This window comes from Corallococcus sp. AB038B, assembly GCF_003668955.1.
In the GTDB taxonomy this organism is placed as follows: Bacteria; Myxococcota; Myxococcia; order Myxococcales; family Myxococcaceae; genus Corallococcus; species Corallococcus exiguus.
The window spans coordinates 212551-232621 of record NZ_RAWO01000010.1 but is presented as its reverse complement, the minus strand read 5'-3'; the positions used below and the strand labels follow the sequence as shown (position 1 = coordinate 232621).

At 69.6% G+C, this 20071-nt stretch carries 20 protein-coding genes and 2 tRNA genes; 7 read left to right on the top strand and 15 right to left on the bottom strand.

All coding sequences use genetic code 11. The features are described 5' to 3' along the window. Positions 1–4 precede the first annotated feature (4 nt). From D7Y04_RS31085 to D7Y04_RS31065, 5 genes are read right to left on the bottom strand one after another with little or no spacing between them, the layout of a single operon-like run. Complete coding sequence (locus tag D7Y04_RS31085; protein WP_120594213.1) at positions 5–586, bottom strand: chemotaxis protein CheW; 582 nt, start codon at positions 584–586, stop codon at positions 5–7. Positions 587–596: 10 nt separating this feature from the next. After that, the gene (locus D7Y04_RS31080; RefSeq protein WP_120566495.1) at positions 597–1010 is read right to left on the bottom strand and encodes a two-component system response regulator; all 414 of its coding nucleotides are present in this window, start codon (positions 1008–1010) and stop codon (positions 597–599) included. Then, positions 1007–2593, bottom strand: a complete 1587-nt coding sequence (locus D7Y04_RS31075; RefSeq protein WP_120594223.1) for a methyl-accepting chemotaxis protein — start codon at positions 2591–2593, stop codon at positions 1007–1009. The genes D7Y04_RS31080 and D7Y04_RS31075 overlap by 4 nt, the downstream gene beginning before the upstream one ends. A gap of 60 nt (positions 2594–2653) precedes the next feature. Then, the gene (locus D7Y04_RS31070) at positions 2654–4120 is read right to left on the bottom strand and encodes a CheR family methyltransferase (RefSeq protein ID WP_121761619.1); all 1467 of its coding nucleotides are present in this window, start codon (positions 4118–4120) and stop codon (positions 2654–2656) included. Continuing rightward, positions 4117–4680, bottom strand: a complete 564-nt coding sequence (locus D7Y04_RS31065) for a chemotaxis protein CheW (RefSeq protein ID WP_120594211.1) — start codon at positions 4678–4680, stop codon at positions 4117–4119. Before D7Y04_RS31065 ends, D7Y04_RS31070 begins: the two co-directional genes overlap by 4 nt. A gap of 247 nt (positions 4681–4927) precedes the next feature. Between D7Y04_RS31065 and D7Y04_RS31060 the strand changes: the two genes are divergently transcribed. Then, entirely contained in the window at positions 4928–6985 is a 2058-nt protein-coding gene (locus D7Y04_RS31060; RefSeq protein WP_120594210.1) for a TonB family protein, read from the top strand. 28 nt (positions 6986–7013) lie between these two features. Here the strand turns inward: D7Y04_RS31060 and D7Y04_RS31055 are convergent, their stop codons facing one another. The 4 genes from D7Y04_RS31055 to D7Y04_RS31040 are packed head-to-tail and all read right to left on the bottom strand — an operon-like array spanning position 7014 to position 10179. Beyond that, a complete protein-coding gene (locus tag D7Y04_RS31055; protein WP_120594209.1) occupies positions 7014–7733 on the bottom strand; it encodes an HAD family phosphatase in 720 nt (239 codons plus the stop codon). A 9-nt stretch (positions 7734–7742) separates the two neighbouring features. Next, positions 7743–8708: a myxosortase-dependent metalloprotease, MXAN_2677/MXAN_2678 family gene (locus D7Y04_RS31050; RefSeq protein WP_120594208.1), complete on the bottom strand. Its 966-nt coding sequence runs from the start codon at positions 8706–8708 to the stop codon at positions 7743–7745. Further along, positions 8705–9598, bottom strand: coding sequence for a myxosortase-dependent metalloprotease, MXAN_2677/MXAN_2678 family (locus D7Y04_RS31045; protein ID WP_121761618.1), 894 nt, complete (start codon positions 9596–9598; stop codon positions 8705–8707). Before D7Y04_RS31045 ends, D7Y04_RS31050 begins: the two co-directional genes overlap by 4 nt. Continuing rightward, positions 9598–10179 carry a hypothetical protein gene (locus D7Y04_RS31040; RefSeq protein WP_121761617.1) on the bottom strand — a complete coding sequence of 194 codons (582 nt, stop codon included), beginning with the start codon at positions 10177–10179 and terminating at the stop codon, positions 9598–9600. Before D7Y04_RS31040 ends, D7Y04_RS31045 begins: the two co-directional genes overlap by 1 nt. Positions 10180–10267: 88 nt before the next feature. Here D7Y04_RS31040 and gltX point away from each other — a divergent pair, with 88 nt between their 5' ends. The 4 genes from gltX to D7Y04_RS31020 all read left to right on the top strand — a co-directional run bounded on the left by gltX (position 10268) and on the right by D7Y04_RS31020 (position 12468). Next, positions 10268–11719 carry a glutamate--tRNA ligase gene (gene gltX / locus D7Y04_RS31035; RefSeq protein WP_121761616.1) on the top strand — a complete coding sequence of 484 codons (1452 nt, stop codon included), beginning with the start codon at positions 10268–10270 and terminating at the stop codon, positions 11717–11719. 46 nt (positions 11720–11765) lie between these two features. Next, positions 11766–12176: a hypothetical protein gene (locus D7Y04_RS31030; RefSeq protein WP_120574952.1), complete on the top strand. Its 411-nt coding sequence runs from the start codon at positions 11766–11768 to the stop codon at positions 12174–12176. Between the two features lie 68 nt (positions 12177–12244). Next, positions 12245–12315: transfer RNA gene (locus D7Y04_RS31025), tRNA-Gln, on the top strand. A gap of 81 nt (positions 12316–12396) precedes the next feature. Next, positions 12397–12468: transfer RNA gene (locus tag D7Y04_RS31020), tRNA-Glu, on the top strand. A 131-nt stretch (positions 12469–12599) separates the two neighbouring features. Here the strand turns inward: D7Y04_RS31020 and D7Y04_RS31015 are convergent. Next, positions 12600–13568 (bottom strand): response regulator, encoded by a 969-nt coding sequence (locus D7Y04_RS31015; RefSeq protein ID WP_167548480.1) that lies wholly within the window; start codon positions 13566–13568, stop codon positions 12600–12602. A gap of 72 nt (positions 13569–13640) precedes the next feature. On the opposite strand from D7Y04_RS31015, the gene D7Y04_RS31010 reads away from it, so the two are divergent. After that, the gene (locus D7Y04_RS31010; RefSeq protein WP_233601650.1) at positions 13641–14213 is read left to right on the top strand and encodes a hypothetical protein; all 573 of its coding nucleotides are present in this window, start codon (positions 13641–13643) and stop codon (positions 14211–14213) included. Here D7Y04_RS31010 and D7Y04_RS31005 read toward each other — a convergent pair. Together D7Y04_RS31005 and D7Y04_RS31000 are read right to left on the bottom strand one after the other, a co-directional pair. Next, a complete protein-coding gene (locus D7Y04_RS31005; protein ID WP_120574972.1) occupies positions 14191–15348 on the bottom strand; it encodes a sensor histidine kinase in 1158 nt (385 codons plus the stop codon). The two genes, D7Y04_RS31010 and D7Y04_RS31005, sit on opposite strands and share 23 nt — an antisense overlap. Before the next feature lie 136 nt (positions 15349–15484). Further along, a complete protein-coding gene (locus D7Y04_RS31000) occupies positions 15485–15745 on the bottom strand; it encodes a DUF2795 domain-containing protein (protein ID WP_120594203.1) in 261 nt (86 codons plus the stop codon). Positions 15746–15940: 195 nt separating this feature from the next. Here D7Y04_RS31000 and D7Y04_RS30995 point away from each other — a divergent pair, with 195 nt between their 5' ends. Next, positions 15941–16147, top strand: coding sequence for a hypothetical protein (locus D7Y04_RS30995; protein WP_120574948.1), 207 nt, complete (start codon positions 15941–15943; stop codon positions 16145–16147). A 63-nt stretch (positions 16148–16210) separates the two neighbouring features. Here D7Y04_RS30995 and D7Y04_RS30990 read toward each other — a convergent pair whose 3' ends face one another. The 3 genes from D7Y04_RS30990 to pdhA are packed head-to-tail and all read right to left on the bottom strand — an operon-like array spanning position 16211 to position 20023. Then, the gene (locus D7Y04_RS30990) at positions 16211–17848 is read right to left on the bottom strand and encodes a pyruvate dehydrogenase complex dihydrolipoamide acetyltransferase (RefSeq protein ID WP_121761615.1); all 1638 of its coding nucleotides are present in this window, start codon (positions 17846–17848) and stop codon (positions 16211–16213) included. Between the two features lie 6 nt (positions 17849–17854). Continuing rightward, the gene (locus D7Y04_RS30985) at positions 17855–18841 is read right to left on the bottom strand and encodes a pyruvate dehydrogenase complex E1 component subunit beta (RefSeq protein WP_120594201.1); all 987 of its coding nucleotides are present in this window, start codon (positions 18839–18841) and stop codon (positions 17855–17857) included. 54 nt (positions 18842–18895) lie between these two features. After that, a complete protein-coding gene (gene pdhA / locus D7Y04_RS30980; RefSeq protein WP_120594200.1) occupies positions 18896–20023 on the bottom strand; it encodes a pyruvate dehydrogenase (acetyl-transferring) E1 component subunit alpha in 1128 nt (375 codons plus the stop codon). Between the last annotated feature and the right edge of the window lie 48 nt (positions 20024–20071).

Here is a 20071-nt window from a genome sequence, read left to right as displayed (position 1 = left end):
CCCTCTAGCCGCGCCTTGCGGCCGCCGGGTTGCCCAGCTGTGTGAGGTCCAGCACCGTGAGCCGGTCCGGCGTCAGGAACAGGAACGGCCCCGGCGGCGGCTGGGACAGCTCCGCGCGCGGCAACTCCAGCCGTCCGTCCACGACCTCCGCCGCCAGCCCGAACGCCTCGTCGTCCACTTCCACCACCACGACCTTGCTCAGGTCGGCCATGCCCCCGCCCTCCAGCCCCAGCAACTGCCGCAGGTCCAGCACCGGCACGATGCGCGAGCGCGACAGGAGCGCCCCCAGCACGTGGCGCGGCGCCCCGGGAAGCGAGCACATCCCGCGCGACTCCAGCACGTGGTCCACGTAGTCGATCTTCACCGCGTAGCGCTCGCCGCCCACCTGGAAGGCGAGCACCGTGACGACCTCCTGGCGCGTCTCGTGGCGCGAGTTCGCCAGCGCCACCGCGCGCTGGTGCAGCACCTCGCGCCGCCTGTGGGCGCTCACCACGGTGGCGCCTTCCAGCAGCATCTGGGCCGCGTCGAGCGAGGCCTTCAGCTCGTCGAAGTCGATGGGTAAGAGCTTGCGGTCGTCAGTAGACATGGGCGGGCGGTCAGTACTTCGTGGCCGGCAGCTTGAGGATGTCCCGCACCTTGGAGCGCAGGTCGTCCACGGACACCGGCTTGTTGAGGAACGCGCTCGCGCCAACGAGCTTGCCCTTCTGGCGGCTCGCGTCGTCCTTCAGCGACGTGAGCAGCATGAAGGGCGTGTCGTGCAGCTTCGGGTCACCCCGGATGGCCGCGCACAGCGCGAAGCCGTCCATCTCCGGCATCTGCACGTCGGAGATGATGAGGTCCGGCTTCTGCTCGCGCGCCCGCTTCAGTCCCACCGCGCCGTTGGGCGCGTCCACGAAGTCCAGCCCCCACCCCATCAGGTAGACCTGCAGGAGGTTGGTGATGGTCTTCGTGTCCTCCACGATCAGCACCTTCGCTGCCTTGCGTGCCCCACCCGTCACGTTGCTGTTCATAGCTGGTACCTGCCTACAAGTTCAGAGAAGCGCTTCGACAAGATGGAGAGATTGCCGGCCACCTGCTCGATGCGCCGGGTGCCCTCCACCGAATCACTCATGGCGGACGTCAGCTCGCCCATCGCCGTGGCGATCTGCTCCACGCCAATGGTCTGCTGCCGCGTGTTGCCCGCGATCTGCCGCGCCGCCCCGGACGACTCGCGGATGACCTCCGACAGGCCCAGGATGGTGGAGCCCGCGCCGCGCGCAAGCTCCATCGCCGCCTGGGCGCGCCGGCTGCCCTCGTCCGTCGTGGTCACCGCCAGGCGGGTGCCCTTCTGCACTTCACCCAGGAGCACGCGCACCTGCTCGGCCGCCATGCGGGACTGCTCCGCCAGCGTGCGCATCTCCGTGGCCACCACCGCGAAACCGCGTCCGTGCTCGCCCGCCTTCGCCGCCTCGATGGAGGCGTTGAGGGCCAGCAGGTTGGACTGCTCCGCCACGTCCTTCACCTGTCCGATGATGTCGCTGATCTGCAGCGTGCGCTCGTTCAGGTCCGTGATGGCCAGGGCAATGGCCTTCACCTGTTCGCCCAGCTTCTCCATGCCCTCCACGCTCTCCGTGACGACCTTCTGTCCCTGAGCGCTGAGCGACTCCGACTTCTGCGTCTGGGCGATGACCGCGTCCGCGTAGGACGTGGCCTGCTTGGAGGTCTGGGCGATCTCCGCCACCGTGGTGCTCGTCTCGTTGATGGCGGACGCCTGCTGGTGCGCCATCGCGGACTGCTGCGTGGACGTGGCCAGCACGCCCGCGGCCTCGTGCTCAAGGTCCGTGGCCGCGCCGCGCAGGTCGTGCAACAGGTGCACCAGCGCGTCCGCCATGGTGGCGAAGCTGCCCGCCAGTTCGCCAATCTCGTCCGTGCCGGTGGTGTCGATCTGCTGGCGCAGGTCCCCCGCGGCAATGCCCACCGCCGCGCGGGCCAGCCGCTCCAGCGGCTGGATGAACAGGCTGGCCATGCCGGCAGCCGCCAGCAGGCCCAGCACCAGCACCAGCAGGCCCAGGCCCGCGGTGCGCCAGGTGCTGGAGGACAGCGACTCCGCCAGCGCCTCGCGGTCCAGCGCCAGCTGCACGGTGCCCACACGCTTGAGCACGCCGCCCGGCGGGCCGAAGAGGATGGGCGCCGTCGTCTCCACCACGGGCAGCGTGCCAGCCGTCAGCAGGCGGTCCACCACCGCGTCGCCGTCCGCGGGCTCCACGGCGGCGGCGGTCGCGAAGTGCTCGTCCGCGGAGCGCGCCAGCACCTTGCCGCTCGCGTCGCGGATGACGATGTACGCGATGTCCGGCACGCTCTTGAGGGCCGCGTCGGTGCCCAGTTGGAGCATCATCGCGTCGTTCGCCGCGGCGGACGCACCCACGGCGAACGCCATGCCGATGCCCACCGCGCGCGAGCGCTTGGTCAGCTCATCCAGCAGGCCGTCGCTCATCTGCATCCAGAACGCGAAGGTCAGGATGCCGACCAGCACGACGCCGAAGATGCCCGTGCCCCCGAGGATCTTCGTCCGCAGGCTGAGCCTGGTCGAATCCGCCCCTTGAGGCGACGCCATCTTCAAACCTTTCGCTTCCACGTTGTCCCCACCTCACGTGTACCGGCGCGCCCCACGACTTCAGCGCGCGCCCTGCCAGCCCATCTGCGAATGCCGGGGAGCCAGCGCCTGCCGCAAGCCCCCCGCCGTCATCGTCGTCTCCACGCCTCGCAGCGGGTGCTCGTCATCCAATCCATCCAGCGCGCGCAGCGCGTTCTGCCTCGCGCGCTCCGCGTCCTCGCGCCTGTCCAGGCGGCTGTAGAGCGCCACCAGCGTCGCATGTCCCAGCGCCAACTGCGGCTCCAGATACAGCGCCTTGCGCACCGCTTCCACCGCCGCGTCCAGATCGTTGCGCGACTCGGCCACCATCGCCAGGAGCAGGTACGCCTCCGGAGACAGCGCCCGCGCCGCCTCGCGCGCCAGCGCCTCCGCCTCCTCGAAGTGGCCCGCGTGCGCCGCCTCCAGCGCCCGCGTCAGCAGTCCCGCGTCCTGGGCCGCGCGAGCCGCCGGCGTGGACGCCTGGGCACGCGGGGCTTCCGCCACCGGAGCCGGGCTGGACGGCCGCGCCGAGTAGGCCGCCATGGGAGCGTGCGGCGTGGGGCGGCGGGACAAAATCCGCAAGCTGCCCGGCACCGGCGTCTCCCGGCGGAGCGAGGCGGCGGTGAAGGCCGATGGCGCGTCGCGACGCGGAGGGGACACGGGGGCGGACTCGCCCGCGGTCCAAAGCTGCTCCAGAGGCATGCGCAGGACGGGGGTGCCGTCCACGTCCAGCGTCTCCAGCCCCATCCCGTTGGTGAGCGGCACCTCCGCGGGCGACACGAAGAGCAGCCCGCCCGGCGCGAGCGCGCTCACCAGCCGGCTCAGCACCGCGCGCACCAGCTCCGGCGTGAAGTAGATGAGGACGTTGCGGCAGAAGATGGCGTGGAAGCCCAGGGACGGCACCGCGTCCGTGGCCAGGTTGTGGCGGCGGAAGTCCACCGTGCGCACGACCTCCGCGGTGACGGAGTGCTGCGTGTCATTTACCGACGAGCCCGGGTGCGGCACGAGGAAGCGCTTCTCCAGGTCCGGCTCGATGCGCCGCAGCGACCACGGGCTGTACACGGCGGCCTTCGCGCGCTGCAGGGCCCGGCCGCTCACGTCCGTCGCCAGCACGCGGAAGCGCCCGCCGTTGCCCAGCCCCGCGGCCATCAGCGCCATGGCGATGCTGTAGGGCTCCTCGCCGCTCGCGCAGCCCGCGCTCCAGACGTTGAACGGGCCGCCCTGGTGCAGCCGCGCCCGGGACGCCAGCGCGCGCAGGTGCTCCGGGTGGCGGAAGAAGTAGGTCTCGCCGATGACGGCGTGCTCGATGAACGCCTCCACCGCCGTCGGCTCGCGAATGAGCAACTGGCGCAGGAAGGCCGTCTCGGACAGGTTGCGCGTCAGCGCCGCGCGGGACAGCGCGGGCTCCAACGAGCGACGCAGGCTGCTCGCGAGCGTCAGGCCGCAGGCGCCCTGGAGCACCTCCTCGACCTTCGCGAGCGTGGCGTCGTCGAGAAGCCCGTCGCTCACAGGCCCTCCGTGCCGTTCAGCAGCGCGCTCGTGCGCAGGAGCGGGCGCAGGCCCTCCGGCGTGCGGCACAAGCCCGCCATCAGCCCGGTGCCGTCCCAGGGCAGCTTCTCTTCGCCGCCCTGCGAGCCGTCCACCAGCACCGGCGTCTCCACCAGGTCCTTCACCCGGTCCACCAGCAGCGCCACCATGCGGCCCGCGTCCACCACCACCAGCAGCGAGTCCAGATCCGGCGTGCGCTTGACGCCCATCAGGCGCGCCACGTCCACCACCACCGCCGGACTGCCGCGATAGACGAACGAACCGGACACGTGCACCGGCGCGCCGGGCAGCGGCTCCAGCGCCACCAGCCGCACCACCTCCTGCACCTGCCTGGCGGGCACGAGAGCAGTCGTATTGCCTGCCTCCACGGTCAGGTAGAGGCCCGGCAAGCGGACCTCGCCCTGCAAGGTGACGAGCTCCTGGCGCAGCTGGTTCTGCTCCGCCTCCAGCGCGCTCAGGCGCTGTTGCACGGAAAGCCGGCGCGCCTGTGGAGGGACGGGGACTCTGGGGGTTTCGGCCATCGAAGAACTCGGCCCGCCGGATGGCAGGCAGGAAGAAAAACCGTAATCCGGGAGCCCCACCCAAAGCAATGCGGGCTTACCCGAAGGTCGCGACTCACATCCCCCCCTGCGACCGGGGTCGCGCTTGCCCCGACGTGGTGGATTCCGGACCCCCTTGGCGTGCGCCGCACCGGCGAGTTGTGCTTGGATACGGAGCTGCTGCTTTTGCCGGAGAAACCATGTTGCACGCAGCTTCTAGGGGACACGAATGATCAAGAGCGATTCCCCGAGCCCTGAGGCCCCGGGAACGGATCCGCTCATCGGCCGGACGTTGAACGGCCGCTTCAGCATTCTAGAGCCCCTGGGCGTCGGTGGAATGGGCAAGGTATACCGCGCCCTCCAGGCCCCCTTGGAGCGCGTGGTCGCGCTCAAGGTGCTCAACCCCACCTTCCCTAGTAGCCGCGACCCCGGCTTCCAGAAGCGCTTCCTGCGCGAGGCGTCGCTGACGTCGAAGCTGCGGCACCCGAACACCGTCACCGTCATCGACTACGGGCAGACGGACGACGGCATCTACTACATCGCGATGGAGTACCTGGAGGGCCGCACGCTCCAGCAGGTGCTGGGTCAAGCCGGTCCCCTGCCCTGGGCGCGCGCGGTGTCGGTGGCGCAGCAGGTGTGCCGCTCGCTGCGCGAGGCGCACGCCCTGGGCATCATCCACCGCGACCTCAAGCCCGCGAACATCATGATCCTCAATGAGGCGGATCAGGACCTGGTGAAGGTCCTGGACTTCGGCCTCGTGAAGTCCGTGGGGCCGCAGGAGGGGCCGGTCAGCCCCGAAATCACCCAGAACGGCACGTTCCTGGGCTCGCCGCAGTACATGGCGCCGGAGCAGGCGCGCAACGTGGCGGACGCGCGCAGCGACGTGTACTCGCTGGGCATCATGCTGTTCCAGATGCTGATGGGCCGGCCGCCCTTCATCGCGCGCGACCACATCGAGCTCATCTTCGCCCACTACAAGGAACCGCCCCCCACCTTCCAGGCCGTGCGCCCGGATCTCGCGGTGCCGCCGGAAATCGAGATGGTGGTGCGCCGCTGCATGGAGAAGGATCCGGCGCGGCGCTTCCAGACGATGGACGAAGTGCTGGAGGGCCTGCGCGAGGCGCACATGGCCGCGGGCGGCAACAGCGGCGTGTTCCGCCGGCTGGGCGGCGCCTCGACGACGGGCCCCTACCCCTCGCCGCCGACGACGGGCCCCTACGCGTCCCCGCTGTTCGCCAACGTGGGCAACGCGGAGCCCGCGGACGGTGGGCTCGCGGTGGACATCAGCGTGGAGGTGCCAGCGGACGTGCAGCGCGCCCGCCAGCGCACGCTCATGATGGGCGCGCTGGGTGGCGTGATGGTCGCGGGCCTGGTGGGCATCACGCTGTTCTTCCTGCGCGGCGGCAGCCCGGATGAGAAGCCCGCGCAGCCGGTGACCCAGGCCACGGCCCCCGCCACGCCGGCCCCGGTGGCGGAAGCCCCCACGGCGGCGCCCGCGCCGGGCAAGGTGCGCTTCCGGCTGATGAGCCAGCCGTCCGGCGCGCGCGTCTATTACAAGGGCAAGGAAAAGGGCGTGACGCCCTTCATGCTGGAGCTGCCGCTGGGCAGCGAGGGCAGCATCACCGCGGAGCTGACCTTCGCGCTGGAGGGCTACCAGACGGAGACCATCATCACCGGCGGCTCTGGTGAGGTGGTGCTGTCCCAGAAGCTGACCAAGCGCCGGGGCGGCAGTGAGCGCCCGAGCCGCGTGGACCTGGCCACCGCCTCCACCCCCGAGGACTTCGAGAACGTGGCCCCGGCGACGCCGGGCGGACTCGCGGCGCCGGTGATGATGACGGCGAACCCGGCCACCCCCGCGGCCGTCCCCGCCACGACGACGGACAAGGCGCCGGGCGCGGTGGGTGTGTCCGCCGCGGCACCGGTCAGCGCGGCGGGCAGCCTCGCGGTGCCGTCGCTCACGACTGGCGCGCTCGCGCCCGTCAACCCGAACGCCGTCATCCCCTTCAACGACGCCATGGAGCGGCCCACGCTGCTCGAGGAGGGCCGGGACATCGCCTACACGCGCGAGGCGCTCGCCACCAAGGCGGAGGGGCTCGTGGCGGTGCGCTGCACCATCACCAACAAGGGGCGCGTGGAGAACTGCCGCATCCTGAAGATGGTGCAGCACATGGACAAGGCGGTGCTCGACTCGCTCATGTCCCGCGTCTACAAGCCCATCCAGTACCAGGGCCGCCCGGCGAACGTGGACTACACGTTCACCATGCGGCTCGTGTCCCCGCGCCGCTGAAAGAAGCGACGCGCCTCCACCGCGTCCTTCAAGGGCCGGTGGAGGGCACGAGCGGCGGCGGCGGAGGGACGGACGGGGTGGCGCCTCCAGAAGGCACGCCCCAGTCCACCACCGGCCAGCCCCGCCTCCGCGCCTCGCGGCGCAGCCGGTGGTCCGGGTTCACCACCACCGGGCGCCCCACCACCTCCAGCACCGGCAGGTCCGAGTACGAGTCCGTGTAGAAGGCGCACGCGGACAGCGGCACCCCCGCATCCTTCGCGGTGGCCTCCGCGTAGAACCGCTTGCCCTCGCCGAAACACACGGCCCCCAGCGGGCGCCCGGTGTGCAGCCCCGCCGCGTCCACCTCGAAGCGGTTGCACAGCACGCCGTCCAGCCGCAGCTCGCGCGCCACCAGGTCGGACAGGTAGCCCGAGGACGAGGTCAGCAGGACCAGTTGGTCTCCGGCCTCGCGGTGGGCCTCCAGCGCAAGCAGGGCCCCGGGCCGGTACTGCCCGCGCACGGCCTCCGCGTAGAAGTCCGCGGAGCGAGCCTCCAGGGCCCTGGCATCGGAGCCCGAGAGCAGCGCCGTGGCGCGCAGGAGCACGTCCTGCATGGCCACGAAGCCCAGGTGGTAACGCGCGAGCAGCAGGCTGGCGCGCAGGGCCTCCCAGCGGGAGATGTGGCCCAGCGCCAGCTCGCGGCGCACCCAGAGCGACGCGGAGTTGGCGGCGAGCAGCGTCCTGTCCAGGTCGAAGAAGGCGACGGCCACGGTCAGAGTCTAACCGCGAGGTCCGCCCGGGGCAGCGCCGGGGAGGCAAGCCCGAGGGGCCGCTGACCGCCTGCCCCTGCGCATCAGCGCCACGCCCCAGAGCAGCACGACGGCCACGCCCGGTCCTCCCGCGGAAGCGCCGCAGCCGGTGCCCTTCCCGTCGGCCACGAGCTTCAAGCCCGGGTCCTCCGGAATGCGGCACTGGGTGGGCGGCAGGCCGCGCGGATAGGCCGAGCAGAAGCCGGCAGCGGAGCCCGCGTCGATGACTCGCTTGGACGTCTCACCCTGGGAGGCGGTGGCCTCCATGGTGGAGCCCGCGGAGTAGACGTGGTCCAGGCCGATGACGTGGCCAATCTCATGCGTCATCGTGTTCTGCACGTCGTAGGCGACGCAGTCGGTGGACGGGGTGCCCGAGCACGGCGGCCCATTCACGGTGGTGAAGAGGAAGCTGGGACCGTAGTCCGTCTCCGCCGCGTTGAGCTCGATGTCCGAGTCCACCACGGAGCCGTCCTTGAAGCTGAACGACGAAGTGGTGAGCCCGATGGTGGCGCCCCCGTGCGCCCAGCACTGGTAGACGTTGCCGCACGTCTCCTCCGCCCAGCACGCATCGTCCGGCGGGGCGACGTCCTGGCAGTTGCGCTCGCGGAAGGTGACGACGTTGTAGTTGTCGAAGCGGTGCTCCTCGTCGTAGCCGATCTCGACGGGGCGCGACCAATCCTCACCCCGGATGAAGCGGAAGTCGCTGCACGTCGAGGACAGCGCCCGCCACGCGTCGAAGGCCGCCTCGATGGCGACGACCTCCGTGTCCCCGGGCGTGCGAGTGCTGCCTGCCGCATCCAGGTGGTAGACGTAGTCACGCCCCGGCCAGACCAGACACAACGGCCGGCCCGGCACGAGCGTGCGCTTGAAGTCCTGCTGCGCGCCCGCCGCTCCCGCGCACAGCAGCACTCCCAGGAGCAGCAGGCGACAACTCACCGTCCACCCCGCCGACGGCGCGCCAGCAGCGAGGCCGCGGCCAGCAGCGGCAGCACCGCCAGTCCGCCGGCCGCCGCGGTGCAGCCGTCATCATCCCCTTCGTCAACTCCATTGCCGTTGGAGCCCGGCACCGGGAAGCAGGGCTGGCTCGCGCTGCCCTTGGGGTACGCGGCGCACACGAAGCTGCGCGAACCGGGGTCGATGTTGCGCTTGGACGTCTCGCCCGGCGGGGCGCTGGGGTTCATCGTGGAGCCCGTGGCCAGCGTGTGGTCCAGGCCCACGAAGTGGCCCACCTCATGGGTGGCCGTGTTCTGCACGTCCGTGTCCACGCAGTCCGGCGTGGCCACGATGCCGCACGGCCCGGCGTTGCCGGTGGTGAAGTTGAAGCGCGCGGCGTTGAAGGAGATGTCCGAGTCGTAGACGATGCCCGTGCGCTCGTCGTACGTGGTGAGCGTGATGGCGATGGTGCCGTCGCTGTCATCCCAGCAGTCGTACGTGTTCGCGCACGTGTCCTGGGTGAAGCAGGCGTCGCTGGCGTCCACGACCTCGCGACAGGCGCGGCCCCGGAAGAGGATGAGGTTGATGTTGTCGCCGGAGCGGTTGTAGCCCACCGTCCGGGAGTTCACGCGCGCGCCCTCTGCCAGCGTCAGGTTGCCGCAGCTGGCGAAGATGTCCTGCCAGCTCTGGAACGAGCGGGTGATGGCGTCGAACTCCGTGTGGTTCGTCGCCTTCGGGTTGCCCACGGTGCTCTGCTGATAGGTGACGCGAGTCTGCGTCCAGTACAGGCACTGCGTGGTCTCGTCCCCGGGGGACACGCGGCTGCGCACGTACGGCGCGGAGCTCTGTCCCATCACCGCCGCCAGCACCACCCACGACGCGAGCGTGCCCATCACTTCGCCCCCTTCTTCGCGGGCGCCGCCTGCTGCGCCTGGACCGCCGCGCGCACGGACGCCTTCAGCTCCTCCAGCGTCACCGGCTTCGCGTTGGACGCCGTCTCCTGGCGCGTCTTCGGATCAATCAACACCGCGTCCCCAGTGGACGCCGGAACCGCCATCGCGCCCGGGCCGGTGCGCTGCACCTGGTACTTGCCCTGCGCCATGCCCGCCAGCTGGAACGCGGCCGCGCCGCGCTTCTCCAGGAAGACGACGACCTCCTCGCCCTCGGAGAAGGACGCCAGGCCACCCACCACCTGGCCAATGTCCCCCACCCGGCCTCCCGGCTGGGTGACGACCACCGTGCCGCCGGGCTGCCCCTTCAGGGCCTCTGTCACTTGAATCTCCACGTCGGTGACGATGCGGCGCTTGTCCCCGCTCCAGCGGCTCTGCACGCGGCGGACGACGCCCTGCACCACCGCGTCCGACGCCTGCGCCATCTGCGGCAGGTCCGCCCGCAGCATCGTGGTGGCCCCCACCGGCAGCCCTCCGAGCAGGGTGGCCAGCACCACCGTGCGAACCGCGTGTCGAATCGACATGGATAGTCTCCTTGGCCGCGCAGCCTAACCCCAAGCGGGCGGCTTGCGTTGACCCTCGTGCACCCGTCCTGCTATCGCGCGCCTGCCCATGGCTCCGTCAAAACCCCGCGTCCGCTTCGCTCCGTCACCTACTGGATACCTCCACATCGGAGGCGCCCGTACCGCGCTCTTCAACTACCTCTACGCGAAGCGCTACGGCGGAACCTTCATCCTGCGCATGGAAGATACGGACCAGGAGCGCTCCACGCCCGAGTCCGTCCAGGCCATCCTGGATGGCCTCAACTGGCTGGGACTGGATTGGGATGAGGGCCCCGGCAAGGAGGACCCGAAGTACGGTCCCTATTTCCAGACCCAGCGCCTGGACACGTACCGCAAGCACGCGGACCAGCTCCTCGCGGAAGGAAAGGCCTTCCGGTGCTACTGCACCCGCGAGGAAATCTCCCAGCGCCGCGAGGCGGTGGAGAAGGCGAAGGGTCAGGGCAGCTACCGCTACGAGGGCACCTGCCACGACCTGAAGGGCCCGCCCCCCGGCAAGAAGCTGGAGGACGCCGTCCTCCGCTTCCGCATGCCCTCGGGCGAGGGCACCGTGTCCTTCGACGACAAGGTGCTGGGCACCATCACCAAGGCGCACTCGGACCTGGATGACTGGGTGATGATGCGCGCGGACGGCATCCCGCTCTACAACTACGGCTGCGTCATCGACGACCACCTGATGGACATCACCCTGGTGTCGCGCGGTCAGGAGCACGTCAACTCCACCTTCCCGCAGTTGATGCTCTACAAGGCGCTGGGCTGGACGCCGCCGGACTTCGCGCACCTGCCGCTCATCCTGGGGCCGGACCGCGAGAAGCTCTCCAAGCGCAAGCATCCGGAAGCGGACGTGATGCTGCACAAGCGCACGGGCATCATGCAGGAGGCCCTGCTCAACTTCGTCATCCGCCTGGGCTGGAGCCACGGCAACGACGAGGTCATCACCCGCGAGCAGATGGTGGAGTGGTTCGACTTCGACGGCGTGGGCAGCACCTCCGGCGTGTGGAACCCGGAGAAGCTCCAGTGGCTCAATCAGCAGTGGTTCAAGCTGCTGCCTCCGGCCGTGGTCGCGGAGCGGCTCGTCCCCTTCCTGGAGGCCCGCGGCTTCCAGGCGAAGGGCGATTCTCGCCTGGAGCCGCTGGTGCTCGCGCTGCGCGAGCGCTCGCGCACCCTGGACGAGATGGCGAACACCGCGTCCATCTACTTCAAGAGCGGCGTCACCCTGGATGAGAAGGCCGCCGCCAAGCACCTGAGCGGGGACTCGCTCAATCTGCTGCGACAGGCCCGGGAGCAGCTGGCCGCCCTGCCCGCCTGGACGGTGGAGCCGCTGGACGGCGTGGTGAAGACGGTGAGCGAGTCGGCCCAGGTGGGCATGGGCAAGGTGGCCCAGCCCATCCGCGTGGCCATCACCGGCAACACCACCAGCCCCGGCATCGGTGAGACGCTGCTGCTCGTGGGGCGCGACGAAGCCCTGCGGCGCATCGACGCGGCGCTCTCTCGCGGGACGTGAGATTGACGGTGGACGCGGGCATCGCCGGGCCCTATCTTGGCCGGCGATGACGCGACCGCTTGACAGCCTGCGACCCCATTTCTATAAGGCGCGCCCGCTCGGGGCGGTGCTGCTGGCCCTCTGGGCAACGGCTTCCGGCGCCGAGCTGGTGAACGGCGCGCAGATTCCGGATGGTGCCCAGAAGGTGGGCGAGAACAGGTACCGGGCTTCGCGAGACTTCGAAGCGACGCTCGACTACTACAAGAACGTCTACCCGACCTCGAGCTACCCGAGGCGGTCGATCGTCAACCAGCCGGGCGTCAAGGCCGTGCACATCTCCAACCCCTCGGGGAAGAACTTCGAGGGGCTGAACATTTACGAAGCGAACGAAGAGGTTCGCATCTATGTCGTCCCGCTGCAGGGGGCGGCGAAGCCGGCGAAGAAGACTGAAGGCAAGCCGGTCAGGAAAACGAAGTAGTTGAAGTCAGCAGCAGAAGCCGGTAGTAGAAGCGCCCGCAACAAGCAGCACCGCAGCACGCAGCTCCTTGGGGAATCGTCTAACGGCAGGACAGCAGACTCTGACTCTGCTTATCTAGGTTCGAATCCTAGTTCCCCAGCTGAAAATCTCCGGTTGACTGGTCAGAACGGAGAATGTAGGAAGCAGCAGCAGAAACGCAGCGGTTGTAGGGAAGCAAGCCGGCCCTGTCGTCTAGCGGTTAGGACGGAGCCCTCTCACGGCTCAAACTCGGGTTCGAATCCCGGCAGGGTCACTCAGAGACGCCCACCTTCGGAAACGAAGGTGGGCGTTTCGCTTTGCGGGGTACAGCACTCCGCCCTGCCCTTGCGGACAGACCTCGGGCAGTGCCGCGTCCAGACACCTGGACGCGGGCGCGGCTCCTCTTCAGTTCGGGGTCGCGATGCTCTGGCGGAAGGTGTCCAACGCGGCGGTGAGCCGCTGCTGGGCACGCTGGATGCCCCGGCGCATCAGCAGCATCCGCACCTTCTCCGGCAGGACGCGGGTGGCGTTGGACTGGCCGTAGCCCACCAGGTCCATGCGCAGGGTGATGGCCTCCAGCAGGTCGCTCAGGTCCGCGTCCGCGCCGGCCAGCAGCACCACGTCCGGGGAGCGGCCCTGGAGCCTTTCCGCCAGCGTGTGCCACTGCGGATCTCCGGTCTCCACCACCACCACGTCCGCGCTCTCCAGTTGGGGCGAGTACGGCGGCAGCTCCACCACCTCGAAGGACGCGTCGCGCAACACCTTCACGGCCTCGGCGCTGCCCACCACCGCGACGTTGCCGGTGTGGCCCAGGCGTACCGCCTGCTCGTAGTTGCGCAGCTCCGTCTCCAGCGCTTCATGCGCGGGCTCCGGAGCATCCCGCCCCGCGTCCAGCAGCGCGGCGGCCTGCCGGGCCATCTCCCGGGCGCCGTCGCGCGTGCGCACGCGCTCCGAGCGGCGCTCCAGCGCTGCGCGCACCTTGGCGCGCAGCACGCGCAAGTCATCGAAGGGCTTCACGATGTAGTCGCTGGCACCGGCGGCGAACGCGGCGATGACGGACTCGGAGCTGGCGTAGGCGGTGATCATCACCGCCTCCAGCGCGGGCTGCATCCGCCGCGCCTCCGCGATGAGCTCCACCCCACCCATGCCGGGCAGGTTCTTGTCCGTCACCAGCACGTCGAAGCGCTGGTCCTTCAAGAGGACGAGCGCCTCCTCCGCGCTGCCCACGGGGGAGACGATGAGGTCCGCCTCCCGCCCCAACAGGCGCACGCAGATATCCAGCACCACTGGCTCGTCATCCACCAGCAGCACCTTCGAGGCGAGCGTCCCACGCCCTTCCCCTTCACCTTCGCCGGTCTCGAACGGGAGATCCATGAATTGGGAGGATCGCACAGCTCTCGTCCAACTTCGAGGGTGGGAAACAGTCGCGACCACTATGCTCTCCCGGTGAGCTTCGAAGACGCGCTGCGGGAGAACCGGGTGCCGCCGCGGCTGGGCGACGTCCGGCTTTTCTACGACGGGGGCCGCCTGGTGGGGGAATCCCTGCCGCCAGCCTGGACGCTGCGGCTGTTGCCCACGCTCCTCGTGGCCTTGGCCGCCGTGTGCACCGGGGTGGGGTTGCTGCTGCTCGTCCTGGACTCGGCCCGGACGCCGGGCGCCGCGACCCTGCTGCTCGTGCTGGCGGGAGCCATGGTGGGCGGCGCGCTGGTGACAGAGGCGCGGCTTCAACGGCGGCGCTTCGTGCTGCACTTCAAGACGGAGTCGCTGCGGCTGGAGACGCTCGCGTGGGCCCCAGGCGCGGCGCGCACGGAGGTGTTCCCCTTCGACGACGTGCGCGCGGTGCACATCGTCCAGCCTCCGAAGGGTGGATACGCACTGGTGGTGGAGTACGGCCCGGAAACCGCGCCCAGACGCGCACTGTTGGTGCGGGACGTGCGGGCGCAGGAGAGCGACACCCTCTACCGGGTGTGGCGGCTCCTGCACAACGCCTTCGGGCTCAAGGGAGCAGGGCTCGCTTGAAGATGAGCTCGATTTCGGTGCCCTCGCCCGGTGTGGACGACAGGCGCAGCTGACCGCCGAACTGCATCACCAGCTCGCGGCAGATGGACAGGCCCAGCCCCGTGCCGATGCCCACGGGCTTCGTGGTGAACATCGGCTGGAACACCTTCTCCTGAAGCGCCACGGGGATGCCGCAGCCGTTGTCCGACACGGTCAGCACCACCTCCTCGTCGCGCGCATCCCACCGCACGTCGATGCGTCCCGGACGGCCCGTGCCCTCCATGGCCTGCGCCGCGTTGACGATGAGGTTGAGCAGCACCTGGCACAGCTTCACCGGCCCGAAGACGATGCGGAGGGGCTCGCCGTTGCTGCTGAGCCGCGCCCGGTCCCGCACCTCCGCTCGCGCCAGCTTCACCGCGAAGGAGACGACCTCCGCTACGTCCGCGGTGGCCTCCATGTCCTCGCCGCGCGCCTGCGCGCGCAGGCCCAGCGCCACGCCGCGCAGGTGGCTGGCGCCCTCGGACAGGTCCTTGATGAGCGACGGCAGGTCCTCGATGGTGGAGGACACCTCCGCGTCCGGATCCGTGGCCAGGTGCCGCGACACGTACTGCACCACCCGCTCCATGTCGCGCTGGAGCGACGACACGTTCTGCGTGAGGTAGCCCACCGGGCCCATCAGCTCGTGCGCGATGCCCGCCGTCACCTGCCCCAGCGTGGCCAGACGCTCGGACTTCATCATCCGGCCTTCCACTTCGCGGATGCGCAGCTCCAGCCGGGCAATCTTGAGCGCATCCTCGAGCGCCGCCAGCAGCTCCGCGCGGTCCCACGGCTTGACGAAGTAGCGCGTCACCTGGCCGCGGTTCACCGCGTCGATGACGGCCTGCATGTCCGCGTACGCCGTCACCAGCATGCGCTTGGCGTCCGGCGCGATGGTGCGAGCGCGCTCCAGCAACTCCACGCCCGTCATCCCCGGCATGCGCTGGTCGGACAGCACCACGCCAATCTCCAGGCGTCGCTGCTCCAGAAGCGCCAGGGCCTCGTTGGGGGACGAGCACCGGAAGATGCGAAACCGCTGCCCGAAGTTGGCGTCGAACACCCTCAGGTTGAGGGCGTCGTCGTCCACGTACAGCACGGCGGGCAGGTCCGAGGCGTTCATGGAGCTCCTCCAGACCATGGCTTCCTCATCCGGAAGACAGGCTGGTCGCGCCGAAGATAACGCGCACGTCCGTCAGCGCGCCTGGGGGTACCTTGTACCCAGGCCGAAAGCGAACGTCGCGCGAAAGCACTCCGCCTCAGACGGAGGCGTTCCCGAGCGCGAGGGCCACCGTGTCCACCGACGGGAAACGGCCCCGCGGCAGCGTGCCCAGCAGCGACACCACGTGGGACGGCGCCTCGTTCTCACGCGCCACCCAGACCAACTGCTCCGCGCTGAGCGGATACACCGCGCCGCGCAGCGCCTGCTGCAGCGAGTGCGCCAGGGACACCACCGGAGTCTGGGGAGCCGGTGAAGGCTCCACCTCCCGCAGTCCAAGTCCCAGGCGCTCGCGAGTCATGTCGTCGTTCATTGAGTGAGAAGTTAAGCAGCGAACCGCCCCGCCTGCCGACCTTTTTTCGCCGTCCGAAGAGAGTCAGGCAGGCAGGCGCTCTGCCCCTCCATCCCACCGGGTGGCCTCGCCAGCGTGGGCATCCCACCGTACCGCCACGGAAGTCCCATCCCCACCCCTGACTTCAGGGAGGAGTGACGCACCATGGCGAACAAAAAGAACGAGGACGTGAAGCCGGTGAAGCACGTGGAAGCCACGCGTCCGGAGCCGTGGCCCGGCATCCAGGGCCGCAGCCGCGAGCACGAGGAGGACCTGGAGACGGGCACGCGCCGCGCGGAACAGGCGGACGTCACGGAGGCCCAGCGCAAGTTGGAGAAGGACGTCGAGTCGGACGAGCCGACGCGGGAGTAGTCCGGGCCATGCCCCGCCCCCGTGCGTGTCACACGGGGGCGGAGGCGGCGGACCGCTCGACCGCTAGAACAACAGCCGCGAGGGATGCTCCAGGAGCCCCTTCAGCTCACGGAGGTACTCCGCGCCGGTGGCCCCGTCGATGACGCGGTGGTCACCCGACAGCGTCACCGTCATCATCTTGCGCACCGCCAGCTGGCCGTCACGCACCACGGCCTTCTCCGCCACGGCGCCCACCGCGATGATGGCGGACTGGGGCGGGTTGATGACGGCGATGAACTGGTCGATGCCGTACATGCCCAGGTTGCTCACCGTGAGCGAACCGCCCGTGTACTCGGCGGGCTTCAGCGAGCGCTTGCGGGCGCGCTCCGCCATGTCGCGGGACTCGGAGGAGATGGCCTGCAGGCCCTTGAGGTCCGCGTCGCGGATGATGGGGGTGATGAGCCCATCCTCGATGGCGACGGCGATGCCCACGTCCACGGTGCCGAAGTGCAGCACCTGGTCGCCCTGGAGCGACACGTTCATCTTCGGTGAACGGCGCAGCGCGATGGCCGCCGCCTTCACGATGATGTCGTTGACGGACACCTTGAGGTCCAGTGCCTTGGCCTCCTCGCGGATCTTCACCGCGGCGTCCATCTCCACCTCCACCGTGAGGTAGAAGTGCGGCACGCCGGGCTTCACTTCCGACATGCGCTGGCCAATGACCTTGCGCATGGAGGACATGGGCACCGCCTGCGGCTCCGGACGCGTACCGAAGGCGCGAACCTCCGGCTGGGCCCCGGCCTTCTTCGCCGCCGGCGCCTGCGCGGGAGCCTTCGCCAGGCCCTGGCCCAGCGCCTGCTCCACGTCGCGCTTCACCACGCGGCCCAGCGGGCCCGTGCCGCGCACCTGGCTGATGTCCAGCCCGCGATCCTGGGCCATGCGCTTCGCCAGGGGGCTGGCGCGCAGCCGGCCGCCAGCGCCACCACCGGCTGCCGGAGCCTGGGGCTCGCGGCGCAGCGGAACGACCTGTCCTCCGGCGGGCGCGGACGGAGCCGCGGCGGCGGGGGCCTTCGGAGCCTGGGGCGCGGCCGCCGAAGCGGAGGCCCCGGCCTTGGCGCCCTTGGGCGTGAGGAACGCGATGGGCGCGCCGACCTTGGCCATGTCGCCATCGCGCACGGTGATGCGCGCGAGCGTGCCGTCGTCGTACGCCTCCACCTCGAGGTTGGACTTGTCCGTCTCCACCTCGGCGATGGCGTCCCCGGAGGAGACCTTGTCCCCCTCCTTCTTCAGCCACTTGACGATCTTCCCCTCCGTCATCGTCGGAGAGAGGGAGGGCATCAGGATGGCAATCCCCTCGCCCGCGCCGCTGGCGGCGGGAGCCGGGGCCTGCTCGGGAGGCTTCGGGGTGGCGGGAGCGGCGGCCTTGGGGGCCTCCGCCTTCTGGGGCGCCGGAGCCGAAGGCGCACCACTGGTGGCCTTCTCACCCTTCGCGCCGAGGAAGCCGATGGGCGAACCCACCGCGGCGACCTCGCCCTCGGGCACGGCGATTTGGATGAGGTAACCGTCGTCGAAGGCTTCCACCTCGAGGTTGGACTTGTCCGTCTCAACCTCGGCGATGGCGTCTCCGGAGGAGATCTTGTCTCCCACCTTCTTCAGCCATTTGACGATCTTCCCCTCCTTCATCGTCGGGGAAAGGCTGGGCATCTGGATGGGCGTCGCCATACGCGTTCAGGCTCCCTCGCGGTACAGGACCTTCTTGATGGCGGCGATGATCTTGGGCGCGTCCGGCTGGGTCGCGTTCTCCAGGTTCGCCGCATAGGACATGTTCACATCCAACCCGGTGACGCGCACGACGGGCGCGTCCAGGTCGTCGAACGCCTGGGACTGGATGAGGTCCACCACGGACGCGCCAATACCGGCCAGCGCCCAGCCCTCCTCGCAGATGACCACGCGGTTCGTCTTGCGCACGCTCGCGAGGATGGCCTCCTCGTCCAGGGGCCGCAGGGTGCGCAGGTCGAGCACCTCCACGCTGATGCCTTCCTTCGCCAGGGCCTCCGCGGCCTCCATGCAGAAGTAGTACATCCGGCTCCAGGTGATCAGCGTGACGTCCGTGCCCTCACGCTTCACGTCCGCCTTGCCCAGCGGAACGATGTGCTCACCTTCCGGCACCTCGCCCTTGATGGCGTAGAGGCGCTCGCCCTCGAACATGACCACCGGGTTCTCGTCCCGGATGGCGCTCTTGAGCATGCCCTTGGCGTCCGCCGGGGTCGCCGGGGCAATCACCTTCAGGCCGGGGAAGTGCGCGTAGTTGGCCTCCAGCGACTGGCTGTGCTGGCTGGAGAGCCGGCCGCCCGCGCCGCCCGGGCCGCGGAACACGATGGGGCAGCGCAGCTGGCCTCCGCTCATGTGGCGCAGCTTGGCCGCGTTGTTGACGATCTGGTCCATCGCCAGGATGGCGAAGTTCCAGGTCATCATCTCCACCACCGGGCGCAGACCCACCGCCGCCGCGCCCACGGAGAGACCCGTGAAGCCCAGCTCACTGATGGGCGCGTCGATGATGCGCGCGCTCCCGAACTTGTCCAGCAGGCCCTGGGACACCTTGAAAGCGCCGTTGTAGCGGCCCACTTCCTCGCCAATGAGGAACACATTGGCGTCGCGCTCCATCTCTTCGGCGAGCGCCTGGTTCAACGCTTCGCGATACATCAACTCGGGCATCGTCGGCTCCGAACTCGAATCTCGAAAGGGTAGTGGCTTGAGGGAACGTGGGCGCTAGCGGATCAGGCCCGCCTTCTTGTCCGCCTGCTCGGCCTCTGCGCGGGGCTCCAGGTCCCACGTCACCTTCAGCTCCTGGCCCGTCGGGTAACTCGGCCAGTTGGTGACCTTCACGCCCAGCACGCGCTCGCGCGGGCGCACGTCCTGCTCGCCCTCCTCCACGATGGTGTCGCGCCACAGCTCTTCCACGCTGGGCTCGGGCGACTCGTCGGCGAACTTCACCGCCGCGTCCACCGCGCGCTTCTCTTCTTCCTCGATGGCCTCGAAGTCCGCGTCCGTGAGGTTGAAGCCCTGCTTCATCGCGAACTCGCGCAGCTTCGGGATGGGGTCGCCCTTGCGCTCTTCCTCCACCTCCTGCTTGGTGCGGTAGTTCGCCGGGTCCGCCATCGAGTGGCCACGGAAGCGGTAGGTGTTCGCCTCCATCAGCACGGGGCCCTTGCCCGCGCGGCAGTACTCGGCGGCGTCCTTCACCGCCTCGTACATCTTGAGGACGTCCATGCCGTCCACTGCCTCACCGCGCATGCCGTACGCGGAGGCGCGCTTGTGGATCTCCGGCACCGCGGAGGTGCGCGCGATGGCCGTGCCCATGCCGTAGCGGTTGTTCTCGCAGATGTAGATGACCGGCAGCTTCCACTTCTGCGCCATGTTGAAGGTTTCGTGGAACGCGCCCTGGTTCGCGGCCGCGTCGCCGAAGAAGCACACCGTGACGCGGTCTTCGTTGCGATAGCGCGCCGCGAAGGCCATGCCCGCCGCGAGCGGAATCTGCCCGCCGACGATGCCGTAGCCGCCGTAGAAGTGGTGCTCGATGTCGAAGATGTGCATCGAGCCGCCCTTGCCCTTGCTGTAGCCAGAGCCCCGGCCGAACAGCTCCGCCATGATCATCCCGGCGTCGCTGCCACGCGCCAGCGGCTGGCCGTGGTCGCGGTAGGCGGACAGCATGTAGTCATCCGGGCGGATGGCCTCGTTGCAGCCCACCGCCACGGCCTCCTGGCCGATGTAGAGGTGGCAGAAGCCGGCGATCTTCCCCAGCGTGTACTGCTGGCCGGCCCGCTCCTCGAAGCGGCGCAGGAGGTACATCTTCCGGTACATCGTCAACAACAGGTTCTTCGAGTACGCGCTGGCCACCGCGGCATGCCTCCGTCTGGGCCGCCCCTTGAAGACCCGAGGGGGAAG

Excerpts from the sequence above, each read along its gene's own strand:
- D7Y04_RS31030 (WP_120574952.1), top strand. The coding sequence starts at position 11,766 with ATGACGCGACCGCTTGACAGCCTGCGACCCCATTTCTATAAGGCGCGC.
- D7Y04_RS31045 (WP_121761618.1), bottom strand. The coding sequence starts at position 9,598 with ATGGGCACGCTCGCGTCGTGGGTGGTGCTGGCGGCGGTGATGGGACAG.
- D7Y04_RS31085 (WP_120594213.1), bottom strand. The coding sequence starts at position 586 with ATGTCTACTGACGACCGCAAGCTCTTACCCATCGACTTCGACGAGCTG.
- D7Y04_RS31075 (WP_120594223.1), bottom strand. The coding sequence starts at position 2,593 with ATGGCGTCGCCTCAAGGGGCGGATTCGACCAGGCTCAGCCTGCGGACG.
- D7Y04_RS31080 (WP_120566495.1), bottom strand. The coding sequence starts at position 1,010 with ATGAACAGCAACGTGACGGGTGGGGCACGCAAGGCAGCGAAGGTGCTG.
- D7Y04_RS30990 (WP_121761615.1), bottom strand. The coding sequence starts at position 17,848 with ATGGCGACGCCCATCCAGATGCCCAGCCTTTCCCCGACGATGAAGGAG.
- D7Y04_RS31040 (WP_121761617.1), bottom strand. The coding sequence starts at position 10,179 with ATGTCGATTCGACACGCGGTTCGCACGGTGGTGCTGGCCACCCTGCTC.
- D7Y04_RS31000 (WP_120594203.1), bottom strand. The coding sequence starts at position 15,745 with ATGACTCGCGAGCGCCTGGGACTTGGACTGCGGGAGGTGGAGCCTTCA.
- D7Y04_RS31060 (WP_120594210.1), top strand. The coding sequence starts at position 4,928 with ATGATCAAGAGCGATTCCCCGAGCCCTGAGGCCCCGGGAACGGATCCG.
- D7Y04_RS31065 (WP_120594211.1), bottom strand. The coding sequence starts at position 4,680 with ATGGCCGAAACCCCCAGAGTCCCCGTCCCTCCACAGGCGCGCCGGCTT.
- D7Y04_RS30985 (WP_120594201.1), bottom strand. The coding sequence starts at position 18,841 with ATGCCCGAGTTGATGTATCGCGAAGCGTTGAACCAGGCGCTCGCCGAA.
- gltX (WP_121761616.1), top strand. The coding sequence starts at position 10,268 with ATGGCTCCGTCAAAACCCCGCGTCCGCTTCGCTCCGTCACCTACTGGA.
- D7Y04_RS30995 (WP_120574948.1), top strand. The coding sequence starts at position 15,941 with ATGGCGAACAAAAAGAACGAGGACGTGAAGCCGGTGAAGCACGTGGAA.
- D7Y04_RS31005 (WP_120574972.1), bottom strand. The coding sequence starts at position 15,348 with ATGAACGCCTCGGACCTGCCCGCCGTGCTGTACGTGGACGACGACGCC.
- D7Y04_RS31015 (WP_167548480.1), bottom strand. The coding sequence starts at position 13,568 with ATGGATCTCCCGTTCGAGACCGGCGAAGGTGAAGGGGAAGGGCGTGGG.